The sequence below is a fragment of the Pseudoalteromonas prydzensis genome (assembly GCF_011050055.1).
GTDB classification, from domain to species: domain Bacteria; phylum Pseudomonadota; class Gammaproteobacteria; order Enterobacterales; family Alteromonadaceae; genus Pseudoalteromonas; species Pseudoalteromonas prydzensis_A.
The window spans coordinates 1-17,001 of the sequence record NZ_DRGM01000104.1; the positions used below are offsets into that span (position 1 = coordinate 1).

The following is a 17,001-nucleotide window of genomic DNA, read 5'->3' on the forward strand; positions in this document are numbered from 1 at the left end:
ACTCGTAGCGGATGGTATGGTAACTATCAATGAAAACATGATTACTGTGACCGAACGGGGTAACTTATTTATTCGCATCATCTGCATGTGCTTTGACGCCCATTTACAAAACCAGATTAACGCGACTCGGTTCTCACGGGTAATTTAACCTGAACACACAAGCATAAAAAAAGCAGACCGAGGTCTGCTTTTTTATAGATACTGTAAAATTAGTTAAACACCACGTTTTCGCTACCAGGGGCTGCTTTAAACTCTTCAATGATTTTCTCACAGTCAGCTTTAATTTGCTTTGCATGAGTTTCTTCAGCACGCCAGCGAGCGCTGTCTTGTTTAAATATTTCTTTTTTCGAATATTTTTTACGAGCGTCATGCGTTGGCATTTCTTTTACTACTTCATACATAGCAAATATACCTGGATAACGCCCTGGAAGGTCTTCGTCATCCGTAAAGCTGTATTGCGACATTAGCACCCAGATACGTAAGCTCCCTTCTGAAAACTCACACTGCTCCTGATGCATAGCACGAGCGATTAAATGAATACTATCGGCGAGTTTGGCATTACGCTCTAAACGCGACTGGGCAAGCTTTGCTTGTTGCTTTGCCTGCTCTTTCACTATCTGCTTTTTTTGCGCACTGAGTTTATACAGTAACTGGCCGGCATAAAATGCCAGCCCCGCAATGATCACAGCACCAACACACAGAGCTAAGATCATCATGTTCATTATTTATCGTCCTCGTCATCTAACCATTCATTGGCTAAATCGTTCGACAAGTAATGATCAAAATCACTATTACCTTGTTCGCTAAATTCTTCATCATCAAAATCATCAGCGGCGTCTTCGTCTTCAATACCCAGTAATTCACATAACACTTGATGGCGAGCAATACGACTATTGAAGTATTTAGCATCTTTACCTGTTAATAACTGACCACTTTCATGCAATTCAACCAGCTTTAATAGACGCTCGTCATTTTCTAGCGCTTCTAGTTCTTGCTCTGGTGAAAGCTCAGGCTGAACTACTTTTTTCAGTTCAACTTGTGGCTTCAAGTTACGTTTAAGCTCAATAACTGGTTCAGGTGCAACGGCAATTAAAGGGATTGGTTTTTTACTACCAACACGTTTGTCTTTATGTTGCTGATTGCCTTTGCTCTCTGGCTGTAAAGCATCAATCGAATTACGTGAACCTGGTTTAGCACCTTTGGTTTTTTTAACACGCTGCTCTTTTAACGCACGCATTTCTTTAAGCTTATCTTGGCTTAAACGAACAGGACCGTTAGACGGGATTTTACGTGACTTTTTAGTTCTACTCATATCTTGATCATCTCACTTAAGAGGTTTTGAGCAACGCGCACTGTGGCGTTGCGATGCTGGCCTTGCCAGAAGAATTCGGTTTGTGCGGAATGAGGTTGGGTAACTCGACTACTAGCGCACTCTATTTATATACAGTGACTATTGTAACAGGACAAATAAAAAGGCGGTAGAGAAAACATCTCTACCGCCTGCTAATCTGAGCGCCATTTAACTGGACACTTCTCCCTTCGACTTTTTAGTCTTTATTATTGTTATTATTTTTGTTGTTCCATGTTGTTATTATTTTTACCTTCCGTGTAACATTCCATTTTGTTGTTATTTTAAACTTCCATGAGATTTTATTATTCTCGGTCTTCATTGACTCTTTTTTAATATTCCCTTGCAGACATCAACCGATGTCTTATCCCCGATAATCACGTCACACTACTTTCCGTGTAGTTTAATCCATTTTGTTCTTATTGTTGCAGCGACAGGGGTTAATTTACGCATTAATAATTTTGTTACAACTAATTTATATAACTTTTCTTACACAACATAAATTGCAACATTGTGAAAACATTAAATTACAGTAGGTTATGATAAAAACAAAAATAAAAATAAGATTTAGCTTACACTCAGACATGGTCAATGTCTCACAAAGAGAAGGGTAATATCGACAAATTACAAATACAAAAAAAGCAGCCTACGCTGCTTTTTGTAACTAATATGGAGTTTAGTATTAATAATACAATTAATCTATACTACTTTAGTGTAGTCCACCTAGGTACTTAGACAGTACTTCGATATCTTTATCCGTTAGTTTCTTCGCAATATCTTGCATCATGCCATTTAAATCATTGTGGCGCGTGCCATCACGGAATTTTTCAAGTTGTGCCTTGATGTATTCAGGATGTTGAAAAGAGATTTTTGGAAACATAGCTAATGATGAGCCATTCCCTCGTGGACCATGACATGCAGCACATGCTGGGATACCACGTTCTGCGTCACCAGCTTTATAAAGCATTGCGCCAACTTCAACTACATCTTTAGGTGTCGCACCTTCTGACATGTTAAGTGATGCAAAGTAAGCCGCTACATCTTTCATGTCTTGATCGTTTAATGGCATTGCCATTGCGCTCATGACAGGGTCCATACGACCTTTTTTGCCACCTGAAGTCATACCTGATTTCAAATCGACAAGTTGCTTATAAATGTAATCTGCGTGCTGGCCTGCAATTTTTGGGTAGATATTAACCGGCGCATTACCGTCTGGGCCGTGACAAGCCGCACACGTTGCTGATTTTTCTTTACCTGCGTTTACATCGCCATCAAATGCTGTTGCGTTGCTTGCTGACAACGCACCAAGCAATATAGTTAAAGATAGTGCTATTTTTTTCATGGTGAATTCTCTGTTTCCGACCCTGTATCATCTACAATATGGATGTTGTGATTTATATATTCTACACGATAATAAATTCTCTGGCACGTTTTCTACTCATATTAAACTTATAAATTATAGGGTTTTGACCTAGATTAAGCTTTAGAGCTACCGTTTTAGTTTATTTTAGGCTGCGATCTTCGTCCAAATCAGCTTTTTAATAGTGTCGTAATAGTATAAAATGCGCCCCTTAAGTGAACTTTAATTAAGTAAAGTTTACTCGCTGTAATACTTAATTAAGTTTCTAGGAGAGCCTGTGCTCAAATCTCGTATCAAATATAACACTGCGTCGTTCGTAACCAGCGCTCCAGATATCACTAAATTACCTACTGATACGGGTATTGAAGTTGCCTTTGCAGGCCGCTCCAACGCCGGTAAGTCTAGTGCTCTTAATGCTTTAACAGACCAAAAACTGGCGCGTACCAGTAAAACCCCTGGCCGCACGCAGCTCATTAACACATTTGAATTAGCCGATGTTGATGATATGCGTCTAATCGATTTACCTGGTTATGGTTTTGCTAAGGTACCGATCGAAATGAAAAAGAAGTGGCAGAAGTCATTAGGCGAATACCTGCAAAAACGTCAAAGTTTAAAGGGTATCGTTGTACTAATGGATATTCGTCATCCTCTTAAAGATTTAGACCGTGATTTAATTAACTGGGCAATTGGCAGTGAAATTCCAGTATTGGCATTGTTAACTAAAGCAGACAAATTAAAGCAAGGCGCTCGTAAAGCACAAGTTTTGCAAGTTCGTCGCGAATTAAGCACTTTAGAGGGTGATATTACCGTTCATGCATTTTCATCTTTAAAAGGCACTGGATTACCTGAAGTTGCGAAGAAATTAGATGAATGGTTCCTAGGACCAATAGTTGCGATACCGCCTACTGATGTTGAACAAACGCCTGAATCAGATGCTTAATCACACATTTAAGTAAAAGCGCTGACCCGCAGATTGAATGAAATAGCCTTGCTGATCAGCATCGGCTATTTCAGCCCACTGATAAAACACACTTCTAGAGACCCGCGCACTACAGCCATAAGGTAACTGTAAATACGGTACATCAGCACCCTGATAACCTTGTACTATTAAAGGCTGCTCGCACGTTACTAGCCACGTTCGCTGTAAATTATCCACACAACATAACACTTGCCCTTGCTCTGTCATTGCAAAGCGCCAATTAACGATTATAAAAGGAGCATCGTGGACTGTAATGGCTATTTTTTCGATTGGCGTTTTTAAATAAAACGTATCCTGCTCTTTACACAAAACTGAGGCAAACAGCTTAACCATAGCGATACGATTAATTTTACTGCCACCATACAACCACTCACCTTGCTGGTTAATGATAATAGGCAGCTCGCCACAATGCTGCGGCTGCCACTGTGAAAATGGCTTGCTTGGCTGTTCAAGTGCTGTGGCAAGCTCATTCAAAGAGTACATTATTTAAGCTTGCTCATCGTTAATGAGAAACTAACAGGCACAGCCGTTGCTATTGATGGCAAACCGGCTAACTTTTGCAGTTGTGTAATGCCATCTATGACGGCAAAGTCTGCGCCATTAATGATAATCGGGCTCATTGACGAAACGCTAATATCCCCTTGCGAAGACAGGTTGGCCATAACATCCAGTTTAATCTCTTGCTTAGTGCCATGAAAATCAAGTTCAGCACTGACACCTTCAAACACATGTTGGCCAGGCTTAAGCACTTTTAATTGCTTACTTAAATTTGCTGTTATGGTTGCTGTTGGAAACTTCGCGGTTTCAAATAACAACTGAGTCATGCGTTCATTACGAATAGGGATCATAGTTTCAACTGAGCTCAGATCAATATCGACCGAGAAAGAACCATTTTCAGCTAAACTACCTGACACATTTTTGAAGTGGTGCACTTCAGCAATACTATTTGACTTAATAGACACAAAACTTACTTTACTTTGATCATTATTAACCTGCCAATCAGCACTGGCAACACCAGAGACTAATAAGCTTGATAACGAAAGACCCAATATCGCAATTGACTTAACCATCACGCATTCCTTTCAAAATGAAAATGAGATTCAATGGTATCACTTGTTCTATGAAGTGCAATCAATAGCAGTTTAATTAAATAAGAGGGGTAAAAAACAACCCAGTAAATGAATACTGGGTCGGTATAGCAAACTGGGGAGAAGCTATCAATACGTTGCACCCTTTCGAGTGCATCATCAACAGGATGTCCTACAGGATGAGGACGCGCGGACTTTAGCAAACTAATAATGATAAATAAACTAAATACAGGTACTCACCTGCAGAATTGATAAACATATAACGAAATCTACAAATTGCATGTTAATTTAACTTAATATTAACATTGATTGTGTGCTCAAAATTTGTTCTATTAACTTATTAGAATAAAAACTCCACGTCTTTTGAACTGGTTAAGCAGCTCAAAAGCTACCAACAACACACACAATAAAAGAGCACAGATCATGAAAAAAATAACCATGCTATACCTATGCAGTTTGCTATTTATCTTCTGTAATGCCGCGCAGGCCGGCTACACCCAAACCAAATATCCCATTGTATTAGCCCATGGCTTAATGGGCTTTGACGATGTGTTAGGGGTTGATTACTTTTATCGGGTGCCCACGAGTCTCAGTCGTGACGGTGCACAGGTTTTCGTTACAGCCGTATCCTCGCTGCATAGTTCTGAACAACGCGGCGAACAATTACTGCAACAAGTTGAACAAATTATTGCACTCACAGGCGTTGCCAAAGTAAACCTAATCGGTCACAGTCAAGGAGCGCAGAGTATTCGCTATGTGGCCTCACTACGCCCCGACTTAGTTGCTTCTGCAACCAGTGTTGGCGGAGTGAATTTTGGTAGTCCAGTGGCTGATGTCGTCCGTGAAGGACTAACACCTGGTTCAACGCTTGAGGGGGTAGCAAAAGCCGCTTTTGATGCTTTTGGTGGACTCATTGCCTTACTTTCTGGCAATAGCCAGTTACCACAAGATGCAATGGGTGCTTTGCAGAGTTTAACCACAGAGGGCGCGCTGGCATTTAATCAGCAATACCCAGAAGGTTTACCAGCATCACCATGCCAACAAGGTCCTATGCGTGCAAGTAACGGGGTGTATTATTTCTCTTGGAGTGGCACTCGCACTTTAACCAATGCTTTTGACCCATCAGATGCTGCATTAGCACTGACCTCGTTGCTGATCCCAGGGGACGACGACGGTTTAGTGTCACGCTGTAGCAGTCATTTAGGCTATGTTTTAAAAGATAATTATCGGATGAACCACCTTGATCAAGTAAACCAGATGATTGGCTTCCATCATTTGTTTGCCACGGATCCGCTGACTGTCTATCGCCAACATGCCAATCGCTTGAAAAACTTAGGTCTGTAAATAATGAAATGGTTATTCAGCCTAGTGCTAGCGATTGCTGTCGCTAGCAGCATGTTAATTTACTTATCCAACCCAGCGCAACGAGTAGCTACACCACCACCGCAGGTGGATATCCCGGTGGCGATTGATAACGTTTTTGAACACATTATTTTAGCCAGCCAAGAGTCCGCTGAATTTACCGCTTTGCAAGCGCAACAGCATTGCGATAAATTGGCTGCTTGCAAGAAAAACAGTGAACTATTTAATCGCTACCTCAGCTTTAAAGTCGCGCTAGCAGAGCTGCAACAACAACTCGCTCATGTACCACTAAGTGAACAATTAGCTGAAATGATTGCTTTTCAGCAGCGCTATTTTAGCGAAGCTGAAATTGCTTTGCTCTTTGCTGACGATAATCAGTGGCAACGTTATACAATCGCCAAATTAGCCATCAATGCCGATAACAGTTTAACTAAAGAGCTGAAGCAACAGCTGTTAGCTAACCTTGACGCTGAGCAATCCGATGAGATCACTCAATCATTGCAAGCAACGCAACAGTTACAGCAATTAAACAACAGCTATAAAGAGGCATTGCAGCAGCAAGATTACAATCAACTCGCAGCGGAATTCGGCGATGCCGCAGCAACACGGTTAATTGCATTACAACAGCAACGCCTACAGTGGCAAACGCTTAGCGAGCAATTGCAGCAACAAATTGTGCAGCTAAAACAACATCATGATCCACAGCAAGCCGAGCAAAAGATCGCGCAATTACTCAATCAACATCTCACCGAAAATCAAAAAAGACGGTTTTTAGCACTGTTTCCCCAGAGCTAAAAAAACGTGGCTGTACACAGTACAGCCACGCTTACATGATTCAAAAAGCTCAGTGTTAATGGGCTTGTTGCCAATTATCTCCGCTGTCAGCTTCTACAACTAATGGCACATCTAATTTCGCAGCATCAGACATTAACTGGCAAATTTCTGTAGTGTATTGTTCAACACACTCAGTTTTAATTTCAAAGACCAATTCATCGTGCACTTGCATTAGTAACTTAACGGTACCCGGTGCTTGTTCATACACCCATTTATTGACCGTTAACATCGCTTTTTTGATAATATCAGCGGCAGTGCCTTGCATTGGCGCATTGATCGCGGCACGCTCCGCCCCTTTACGACGAGCGCCATTACGGGCATTGATCTCAGGTAAATGCAGGCGACGACCAAAGATGGTTTCAACGTAACCGTTTTCAGCCGCTTTGCCTCGAGTTGACTCCATATACTCAAGCACCCCAGGGAAGCGCTCAAAGTATTTATCAATATAGTGTTGTGCTTCATGACGTGGCACATCAAGTTGACGCGCTAAACCAAATGCCGACATGCCATAAATTAAACCAAAGTTAACCGCTTTGGCTTTACGACGCATATCGGTAGTGACATCTTCTAAAGCAACGCCAAATACTTCTGCAGCGGTTGCACTGTGCACATCAAGACCATTGGCAAACGCACTGAGTAAACCTTTGTCTTGCGATAAATGCGCCATAATACGGAGCTCAATTTGGCTGTAATCGGCAGCGACAATTTTATAACCATCAGCAGCGATAAAGGCTTCTCGAATACGACGCCCTTCTTCTGAACGAATGGGAATATTCTGTAAATTAGGATCGGTCGAACTTAAACGCCCTGTCGCCGTTACCGCTTGATGGTAAGACGTATGCACACGGTTAGTTTGCTCATTCACCATTAATGGCAGCTTGTCGGTGTAAGTCGATTTAAGCTTAGATAAACCGCGGTGCTCGATGATCACTTTTGGCAGTGGATAATCGTGAGCTAACTCTTGCAGCACTTCTTCCGCAGTCGATGGCGCGCCTTTTGGCGTTTTTTTAATAACGGGTAGTTTGAGTTTTTCAAACAACAGTACTTGTAGTTGCTTTGGTGAGCTTAAGTTAAACGGTTCACCGGCAATTTCATGGGCTTCTTTTTCCAGTTCAATTAGGCGCTCACCTAACCGCTGGCTGTGTGCCGCTAACATTTTGCTATCGATTGCTACACCAGTGCGCTCAATATCTGAAATTACACTAAGCAGCGGTAATTCTATTTCTTCAAATACCGCTTTAAGTTTTTCATCGGCAGCTATTTTAGGCCATAACACTTCATGCAAGCGCAGCGTAATATCGGCATCTTCAGCTGCATACGGCGCGGCTTTTTCCAGTTCAATTTGATTAAACGTCAGCTGCTTTTTACCTTTACCGGCAATATCTTCAAAGCTGATATTTTTATGACCTAGGTATTTTAGTGCTAACGAATCCATATCATGGCGCGTGCCAACACTGTTGAACACATAAGATTCAAGCATAGTATCGAACTTAATCCCTTTAAGTTCAAAACCGGCATTGGCTAATACGCTCTTATCGTATTTAAGGTTTTGCCCTACTTTCGCTTTGCTTTTATCTGCTAAAATTGGCCCAATCTTAGCCATTACCGTCTCTAGGCTTAATTGCTCAGGCGCGCCTGGGTAATCATGGGCAATCGGCAAGTACACGGCTTCACCCGCTTTTACAGCAAAGCTCATACCCACAAGCTGCGCTTGCATATAATCAAGGCTGGTCGTTTCTGTATCAAAGGCAAATAGTTCAGCGGCATTTAATTGCTCGACTAAAGTATCTAATTGCTCTGTGGTCAGGATTGTTTCATAGTGAGCATCAGCCACTTGCGGTAATTCATTCGCTTCACTTGGCACTGCTAAGTGAGTATCGGTATCTTTCGGGTTATCAAGTAGTTCAGCCAACCAACGGCGGAATTCGCATTCACCGTATAAAGCGATTAATTCGTCTCGGTTAGGTTCTTGTAGTTTGAAAGTATCTAGGTCTGATTCAACCTCAACATCACATTTAATGGTCGCCAGTTCATAACTTAGCGGTAAATGCGCAACGGCTGCGGCAAGTTTTTCGCCGATCTTACCTTTGATCTCATCGGCATGATCAAGCACACCTTGTAACGATCCGTATTTTTGTAACCACTTAACCGCCGTTTTAGGACCGCAGCCATCTACACCAGGGATGTTATCAACCTTGTCACCCATTAAGGCTAAGTAGTCGATAATTAGCTCAGGACCAACGCCAAACTTTTCAACAACCGTCTCGGGATCAGAAATACTGTCGGTCATGGTATTGATCAAGGTGACATGCTCATTCACTAACTGAGCCATATCTTTATCGCCGGTTGAAATCAATACATGGCGCTGTTGCTCTGAGGCGATTCGTGCAAAAGTACCAATCACGTCATCGGCTTCCACACCTTCAATGCTAATAAGCGGAAAGCCCATCGCTTTAATAATACTATGCAACGGCGCTATTTGGGTACGTAAGTCATCGGGCATCGGTGGGCGATTGGCCTTGTACTCACTGTACATATCATTACGAAAAGTTTTACCTTTAGCATCAAAAACCACCACCATATGACTTGGATCATATTGTTTGATCAGGCTTTTCATCATATTTACAACGCCATAAATAGCGCCGGTTGCTTCACCTTTGGAGTTAGTTAAATGCGGTGGTGAATGATATGCACGGAATAAGTAGGAAGAGCCATCAACTAAAATAAGTGGATTTTCAGGGATCTGAGCCATGGTGTAATTGGATCCTAAATGAGAGAAAACGAAATAATTATAAGCATGCCATAAGGACACAGATAAAACGACTGCCAATTAAGCTTTGTTTAATCGACCAAACAAGAGCAAGCTGTGGATAACTATGTAGATAACACCCACAAGCTATTCCTCCAAAGCAATTAAAAACTGCTTAGAAAAGGTTTAAGTGTATGTTTTATTTAAAAAAGATAATGCGAGGTTCTTTTTTTATTATTTTTATAGCAATGTGGAAAAGCATTTTAGCGTTTCTCTTTATTTTGCTTGTTGGTACAACTAATAACGGTTAATTCATCCCTTATAAATAACCGGACGAGCATTCTATCACAATGGATCAAAGATCATAGTGATCCTTTATAATTTTTTCCTCTTAGCGATCTTTTAAAAAAGCATATAGCGTGTTTTTACTCACCCTTGAGAGCATTAGAAAATAAAAATAATCTTTAATAGCTCATGGTTAAGATCATAAAATGATCTTGCAAAGGTCACGACGACCACTAAAAAGTCATGCTAAACTGACTATACCCAAACCACCTCAAGATGCGAGTTTCAGTTGGAATTAAAAGCGATTTAGGCAAGGCATTGATTGCAAGTAATAGTGGTTCTATTGTTAAAATCAATAACGCAGTATAAATCGCTTTTAAACCAACCCCTTGGGCGTTTCACAGGTACTTACTCTCATCGTTGTTACTTCTTAAAAGGGACTGCCATTCTTGCAAAGTAACGCCTTGATATTAAGCACCTGTGAAACGCTGAATTCTGCATCTTGAGATGGCTTGGGTATATATATAAATAAATAAGGGCATAATTTATGAAAAAAATAGCTGTAATTTTAGCAGGTTGTGGAGTTTATGACGGTGCGGAGATCAACGAAGCAGTATTAACCTTATTACATATTGCGAAAGCTGGCGCAAGCTATCAATGTTTTGCTCCTGATATCGAACAATTACATACTATCAACCACCTCAGTGGCGAAGAAATGCTGCCAAATCGTAACGTATTGGTTGAAGCGGCACGTATTGCCAGAGGTGATATTAAAGCGCTATCTCAATTAGCAGTTAATGATTTTGATGCGTTAATTGTCCCTGGTGGCTTTGGCGCAGCTAAAAATCTGTGTGATTTTGCTAGCAAAGGTGCACAAGCACAATTAAACGCTGAAATGCTACGCGTAGGTAAAGCATTTGCTGATGCCAACAAAGCAGCAGGTTATATGTGTATAGCACCTGCAATGATCCCTTTGCTCTATGATAATGGTGTTAAAGCGACCATAGGTAATGACGCTGATACTGCCGATTCACTTAAGAGCCTTGGCGCGCATCATGTTGAATGTGCCGTCAATGAGATCGTAATTGATGAGCAACACAAACTAGTTAGCACACCGGCTTATATGCTGGCACAATCAATTTTGGATGCCGATGCCGGGATTGAAAAACTGGTCAAAGCTGTCATTAAAATGTGTTAAACCATTAGCGAACAATTACTGAGTTTTATAACGACATTTTTTGCGCTAACACAAAAAATGTCGTTTTTTCAAAATAAAAACAGCTCACAGCGTTTTATAAATTGTGGCTAAGCGTTATAATCGTGCTAAATTCCGTCATCTATCGTGATTGATCACGTTCAAATCGAAGTGAGCAAGGCAAAATGAAAAAACTATCAGCTGCATTATTATTGCTAGCAACCACCGCATACGCACAGCCATATGATAATTCTATGACTGAAGATGCGATCAAAAAACGTATCGCACCGGTTGGTGCAGTTTACTTTGAAGGCGATAAAGCAGCCGTTGCTGAAGTGCCGACGGGTCCTCGCACTGGTGAACAAGTTTACCAAGCTGCCTGTTTTGCATGTCATGGTACTGGCGCACTCGGCGCACCAAAATCAGCTGATGATTGGGCTCCACGCTTAGCTAAAGGCGCAGATACTCTTTTAAATCATGCAATTAACGGTTTTAATGCGATGCCACCAAAAGGCACATGTATGGATTGTTCAGATGATGAGCTACAAGCAGCCATCGATTTCATGACCAAAAATTAATACTTAATACTGTACTACATTTTTATAAAGGCTGATTTTAATCAGCCTTTTTTATTACCATAATAAGTTTACCCCTACCTTTATCATTATTTATTATTATGCTTTTCTAATACTATTGTCCGCTTGACGATTAACCGAAAAAGTGAAAATATAAGCCCAATAAATATACAATAATAAAAATCGGTTACTGTCATTGGAAGATATAACGGCCTTATTACATAAGCTAGAGCATAAGAATAGTCGTTTAAAAGCTTTAGTCCAAAAGTATAAGCAATCACACCACTTACAAAATGCCCTGATCCAATTATCAGAGCAAGCCAGTTCTGTTGCCGAATTAACGCTACTTTACCCTGCTATCCACAATATTTTGCAAGATTATGTACCCAGTAAAAGCTTTTACGTGGTGCTATTAAATCAATTTAGTAACACCCTTGAATTATCTTACTTTGCCGATGAAAAAGATGGTATTTCGGTGCCCCTTAATCAAGATCATAACTTTCTCCAAGGCGTTACTGGGTATGTGTTTAAACAAGGCAAAACCACCTACTTCCAAGGTGAAGAGATGCAGGCCGCTGCGGATAAAGGATTATTTAAGGTACTTGGTACACCTGCGGAGCATTGGGTCGGTGTGCCGGTATACAGAGAGCAAAGTATTATTGGTGTATTAGTTGCGCAAAGTTACGACAAGGAACAATGTTATTCTGAGCAACAAATTGAACTCCTAGAAGTGATGTCGCTGTATTTATCGACGGCTATCGAGCGGGTAAAAAAGCGCGAACTACTAGAGTCTGAAGTAAAAATAAGGACTCGCGCCTTAACACAAAGTAATGAAGCACTTAATCTCGAAGTAGAACAACATAAAAAAACCCTCGCACGCCAACATATTCTGTTTAAAATTTCAGAATTAGCAACGCAAACGAAGCATATTGATGAAGTCTATCTACAGGTACATGAAATAATAAAGTCAATAACTTACGCTGAAAATTTATACATTGCCTTGTACGATCGAGAAACCGGCTGGTTAAACTTTCCGTACTGTGTAGATGAATATAGAGAGAATACTCAACCGCGTCCTTTTGCCAAAGGTTATAGTGAATTAGTTTTACGTACCGAACAAACTCAGCTGATTGACTCTACCCGCGCAGAGAAGCTGCGAAAATCTGGCGAAGTAGAACGTCCAGAGTCATACGCTGATTTACACGCAGCAACCAGTTGGTTAGGTGCGCCACTTAAAACAGCACAAGGTGTTATTGGCCTGATAACCTGCCAAGCCTATAATAATAAACATGTTTTTGATCAAGACGATTTTGAACTTATCACCTTTGTTTCACATCAGATTGCCACCGTTTTACAAGCTCATTTAGCGGCTCAGGCATTAAAACACAGTCACCAGCAGTTAGAATATCGAGTTGCTGAAAAAACCAAAGAAATTCGTCAAACCAATATGCACTTACAAATGCAAATTGAAGAGCGAAAAAAAATAGAGCAACAGCTATATCACGATGCCCATCATGATCCGCTCACGGGATTACCTAATCGGAGTCTATTTTTAACTCAGTTAGAAAAGACTTTACAGCATTATCAACGCTACCCTGAGCAGCAGTTTGCGGTACTGTTTATTGATTTAGATAAGTTTAAGGATATTAACGATCAGCTAGGGCACCAAGCGGGCGATCAGTTTTTAATTGGGGTTAGTGAATCGTTTTCACAGTGTATTCGTGAGCATGATTTACTTGCTCGTTTAGGTGGCGATGAGTTTGTTATTTTATTAACCCACTTAACCGAACGTCAGCAAGCCGAAGATGTGGCTAAGCGCTTAATCGAACTAATGAAAAAACCATTTTGCATGAAAGGTATTTGTGTACAAAGCGGTGCCAGTGTCGGGATCACCTACTCTAAAACAAATTATAAACATACCGATGAAATTATCCGTGATGCAGATGCTGCGATGTATTATGCCAAAAATGCAGGCCGCAGCCGCTTTGAGTTTTATCATCCGTTACTTAGTGCCGGTACGAGTCCTTATGAATTAGAGACCAGCCATCACTTAGATTCTTTACCAATGCACTTTCGCTGCTCTGAAATCATCACACTCGATGAACAGCATCAATCAGAGTCATTACTTGAAGCATTTGGTGAACACCCGGTACTTGGTAGCACCAGTTTTGAAATATTAAAGAAATTTGCCGCAGATAAAGCGCAACAGCTCGAAGTTGAATTGCAATTATTAACTACAGCCTGTCAACAGATCCAAGCGGCACAATTGGCTAAGGTATTGTTTCCTTGCTCTGGCTTATTACTCGAAAAAATTGAGTTTCAAGCGTTATGCCAAACAATGCAAAACCACAACGTCAAAAAACAAATTTGTTTATTATTTAATGAACAAGAGATCCGTTACGCTTCGGCTGTGCAAATGAGTAATTTAAAAATGCTCAATGAGCTGGGTTATTCGATTGGCTTAAATGATTTTGCCAAAGACCGTTGCGAACTTAATTTACTGTGCGATCTTCATTTCGATTATTTACTGCTTAGCTCTACCTTTAGTAAACGGGTGTTACAACAAAAAAGCTTTGATTTACAACTGCAAGGCGTACTCGCAATTACTAAAATAAAGCAAGTTAAAGTAATAGCAAAAGGCCCTTCAATCCTCAATTATAGAGCCTTGCTCGACAGCCATGGTTTATTGCTATTCATTGGTAAGCAACATGCAATTAATAGCAGCACTGCAATACCAGCAGCTCCCACAGTCGAGCAACTATTAAACTAAGCGTAGGCTCGTTACTACTCTGGCTTTTTTAACATGGCGCGTAAATTAGCGACTCTCGCTTGGCCTTTTTCCATTCGTTCAGCCTGCGTGTTTGGCGCTTTTTTATTTTCAAAAGCCAGATCATCTTGTGGTAGCTCTTGCACAAACCGGCTCAGCTCCGTTTGCGAGGTTTCACCAAATTGACGGCGAATTTTCGCATAGGTCATAGTCAACTCTTGTTGCGCGCGGGTAATTCCTACATACGCTAAGCGGCGTTCTTCATCAACGTTTTCTTCATCAATACTCACTTGATGCGGTAATAAGCCCTCTTCCATACCGACCATAAACACGTAAGGGTATTCCAAGCCTTTAGAGGCATGTAAAGTCAGTAATTGCACTGCATCAGCTTCATCTTCTTCTTCGTTGCGCTCCAGCATGTCACGCAACGTAAGCTTGCTTACGACTTCGGCGAGCGTTAGCGGTGGGTTATCAGCGTCGCCAGTAAGCATATCGGTGATCCAGCGATACAACTCAGACACGTTCTTCATACGCATTTCAGCCGCTTTAGCACTGGGCGATGACTCGTATAAATAAGCCTCATAATTGATTTGCCTTACTAAGTCTTTTACCGCTTCAAGGGTATCGCCACGTACCGCATTATCTGAAAGCTCAACCACCCAGCGGGCAAAGCCTGCCAGCGAGTTTAAACCACGTCCTTTTAAGCGATAACCTAAGTCAGTATCAAAACAAGTGGCAAATAAACTGGCATGTTTTTCATTGGCTAAAGTGCCCAACTTTTCAAGGGTCACCGTACCAATCTCACGCCGCGGTGTATTTACAATACGCAAAAAAGCGTTATCGTCATCTTGATTCACTAATAACCGTAAATACGCCATGATGTCTTTGATTTCAGAGCGGGAAAAAAACGAGGTACCGCCACTAATTTTATAAGGAATACGGTTACTCATCAGTGATTTTTCAAAACCACGGGCTTGATGATTACCGCGGTACAAAATGGCGTAATCTTTATAACTAGTGCGCTTCATAAATTTATGCGAGATGATCTCTGCCACCACCCGCTCTGCTTCGTGCTCTTCATCACGACAGCCAATCACTTTGATCGGCTCACCATAACCAAGCTCACTGAATAATTTTTTCTCAAACTCATGGGGGTTATTAGCAATCAAAATATTCGCAGCTTTTAGAATTCGCCCAGCGCTACGGTAATTTTGTTCCAGCTTAATTAATCGCAGACCCGGAAAATCCTTACTCAACAACACTAAGTTCTGCGGCCGCGCACCACGCCAAGAATAGATTGATTGGTCGTCATCGCCAACCACAGTAAAACGCGCCCGCTCTCCCACTAGTAACTTAACCAACTGATATTGGCTGGTATTGGTATCTTGATATTCATCCACCAGCAAATAACGAAAGCGTTGCTGCCAACGCTCCCGAGACGTTGCATTGCTGGTTAACAAAATAGTCGGGATCATAATCAGATCATCAAAATCCAAAGCATTATAAGCACGTAACTGGGTTTGATAACGCGCATATAACTGCGCAAATAACGCTTTTTGTGGCTCACGCGCTTCGCGAATGGCTTGCTCTGGTAAGATCAATTCGTTCTTCCAGCTGCCTATTTGCATTTTTAAGAGGTTGAGTAAATCTTTGTCTTTTTTTAGCTCATCTTCAGTTAGATCGCCCAATAATTGATTGGTATCTTGATCATCGAATAACGAAAAACCCGGTTTAAAACCCAGCGTTGTTAGTTCTTTCTTAATGATCTCCAGCCCTAAAGTATGAAAGGTCGAGACCCACAAGCCCTTGGATTCTTTTTTCCCCAGAGTTTGAAAAACCCGCTCACGCATCTCTTTTGCGGCTTTATTGGTAAAGGTAACGGCTGCAATATTACGAGCTTGATACTCACACTTCTGTACTAAGTAAGCGATTTTATTAGTAATTACACGTGTTTTCCCCGATCCTGCTCCTGCTAATACTAGGCATGGGCCACTAATGTATTTTACCGCTTCATCTTGTTTAGGATTGAGTTTCATATCGACCAAAGGGATTGCATAAAGACAGGCAATTTTAACGTAATCACTACAATACGCCTAGTTAATAAGGTAAGATTGTTTTTTTAGGCGACACCAAGGGACGAACATGATTAACCCAGCAAAACTTGAAGAAATAGCCAAACAGATTTCCAGTAATATGCCACAAGGCGTTAAAAACCTTGCGGATACGTTTGAAGCAAAAACCAAACAGGCCATTCAAAACAAGCTGGCTGAAATGGACTTTGTCAGCCGCGAAGAGTTTGATGTGCAAAGCCAAGTGCTTATCCGCACCCGTGAAAAGCTAGTTGAATTAGAAGCTAAAGTTGCCTTACTAGAACAACAGCTAACCAGCGAGCAAAACAAACCCGCCGAATAAATGACGCAGAATAAACGACAGACAGCGTCTGTCGTTTGTTCTGTGTG

At 41.2% G+C, this 17,001-nt stretch carries 14 protein-coding genes and 1 pseudogene; 8 read left to right on the forward strand and 7 right to left on the reverse strand.

Annotated elements, in window-relative coordinates; all coding sequences use genetic code 11:
* Positions 1-148: pseudogene (locus tag ENH88_RS09610) on the forward strand (oxygen-independent coproporphyrinogen III oxidase); the annotation flags it as partial.
* A 61-nt stretch (positions 149-209) separates the two neighbouring features.
* Here the strand turns inward: ENH88_RS09610 and ENH88_RS09615 are convergent.
* The 3 genes from ENH88_RS09615 to ENH88_RS09625 all read right to left on the reverse strand — a co-directional run bounded on the left by ENH88_RS09615 (position 210) and on the right by ENH88_RS09625 (position 2,690).
* Entirely contained in the window at positions 210-722 is a 513-nt protein-coding gene (locus ENH88_RS09615) for a DUF2489 domain-containing protein (RefSeq protein ID WP_414704827.1), read from the reverse strand.
* Complete coding sequence (gene yihI, locus ENH88_RS09620) at positions 722-1,312, reverse strand: Der GTPase-activating protein YihI (protein WP_304182037.1); 591 nt, start codon at positions 1,310-1,312, stop codon at positions 722-724. The genes ENH88_RS09615 and yihI overlap by 1 nt, the downstream gene beginning before the upstream one ends.
* A 745-nt stretch (positions 1,313-2,057) precedes the next feature.
* Entirely contained in the window at positions 2,058-2,690 is a 633-nt protein-coding gene (locus tag ENH88_RS09625) for a c-type cytochrome (RefSeq protein WP_304182038.1), read from the reverse strand.
* A gap of 295 nt (positions 2,691-2,985) precedes the next feature.
* On the opposite strand from ENH88_RS09625, the gene yihA reads away from it, so the two are divergent.
* Entirely contained in the window at positions 2,986-3,648 is a 663-nt protein-coding gene (gene yihA, locus ENH88_RS09630) for a ribosome biogenesis GTP-binding protein YihA/YsxC (protein ID WP_304182039.1), read from the forward strand.
* On the opposite strand, the gene ENH88_RS09635 is transcribed toward yihA, so the two are convergent.
* Both ENH88_RS09635 and ENH88_RS09640 read right to left on the reverse strand, forming a co-directional pair.
* Positions 3,649-4,170: a DUF1285 domain-containing protein gene (locus ENH88_RS09635; RefSeq protein WP_304182040.1), complete on the reverse strand. Its 522-nt coding sequence runs from the start codon at positions 4,168-4,170 to the stop codon at positions 3,649-3,651.
* The gene (locus ENH88_RS09640; protein ID WP_304182041.1) at positions 4,170-4,757 is read right to left on the reverse strand and encodes a YceI family protein; all 588 of its coding nucleotides are present in this window, start codon (positions 4,755-4,757) and stop codon (positions 4,170-4,172) included. The genes ENH88_RS09635 and ENH88_RS09640 overlap by 1 nt, the downstream gene beginning before the upstream one ends.
* Before the next feature lie 441 nt (positions 4,758-5,198).
* Between ENH88_RS09640 and ENH88_RS09645 the strand changes: the two genes are divergently transcribed.
* Together ENH88_RS09645 and ENH88_RS09650 are read left to right on the forward strand one after the other, a co-directional pair.
* A complete protein-coding gene (locus ENH88_RS09645) occupies positions 5,199-6,119 on the forward strand; it encodes a lipase family alpha/beta hydrolase (RefSeq protein ID WP_304182043.1) in 921 nt (306 codons plus the stop codon).
* 3 nt (positions 6,120-6,122) lie between these two features.
* Positions 6,123-6,932, forward strand: coding sequence for a lipase secretion chaperone (locus ENH88_RS09650; protein ID WP_304182044.1), 810 nt, complete (start codon positions 6,123-6,125; stop codon positions 6,930-6,932).
* 55 nt (positions 6,933-6,987) lie between these two features.
* Here ENH88_RS09650 and polA read toward each other — a convergent pair whose 3' ends face one another.
* Complete coding sequence (gene polA / locus ENH88_RS09655; protein ID WP_304182046.1) at positions 6,988-9,723, reverse strand: DNA polymerase I; 2,736 nt, start codon at positions 9,721-9,723, stop codon at positions 6,988-6,990.
* A gap of 829 nt (positions 9,724-10,552) precedes the next feature.
* Here polA and elbB point away from each other — a divergent pair.
* From elbB to ENH88_RS09670, 3 genes are all read left to right on the forward strand, one after another.
* Positions 10,553-11,203, forward strand: a complete 651-nt coding sequence (gene elbB / locus ENH88_RS09660) for an isoprenoid biosynthesis glyoxalase ElbB (RefSeq protein WP_304182047.1) — start codon at positions 10,553-10,555, stop codon at positions 11,201-11,203.
* Positions 11,204-11,385: 182 nt separating this feature from the next.
* The gene (locus ENH88_RS09665; protein WP_304182049.1) at positions 11,386-11,778 is read left to right on the forward strand and encodes a c-type cytochrome; all 393 of its coding nucleotides are present in this window, start codon (positions 11,386-11,388) and stop codon (positions 11,776-11,778) included.
* Positions 11,779-11,971: 193 nt separating this feature from the next.
* A complete protein-coding gene (locus tag ENH88_RS09670; RefSeq protein WP_304182050.1) occupies positions 11,972-14,545 on the forward strand; it encodes a diguanylate cyclase domain-containing protein in 2,574 nt (857 codons plus the stop codon).
* Between the two features lie 14 nt (positions 14,546-14,559).
* Here ENH88_RS09670 and rep read toward each other — a convergent pair whose 3' ends face one another.
* Positions 14,560-16,578 carry a DNA helicase Rep gene (rep, locus tag ENH88_RS09675; protein WP_304182052.1) on the reverse strand — a complete coding sequence of 673 codons (2,019 nt, stop codon included), beginning with the start codon at positions 16,576-16,578 and terminating at the stop codon, positions 14,560-14,562.
* A 106-nt stretch (positions 16,579-16,684) separates the two neighbouring features.
* On the opposite strand from rep, the gene ubiK reads away from it, so the two are divergent.
* A complete protein-coding gene (ubiK, locus tag ENH88_RS09680; RefSeq protein ID WP_304182055.1) occupies positions 16,685-16,954 on the forward strand; it encodes a ubiquinone biosynthesis accessory factor UbiK in 270 nt (89 codons plus the stop codon).
* Positions 16,955-17,001: the final 47 nt, after the last annotated feature.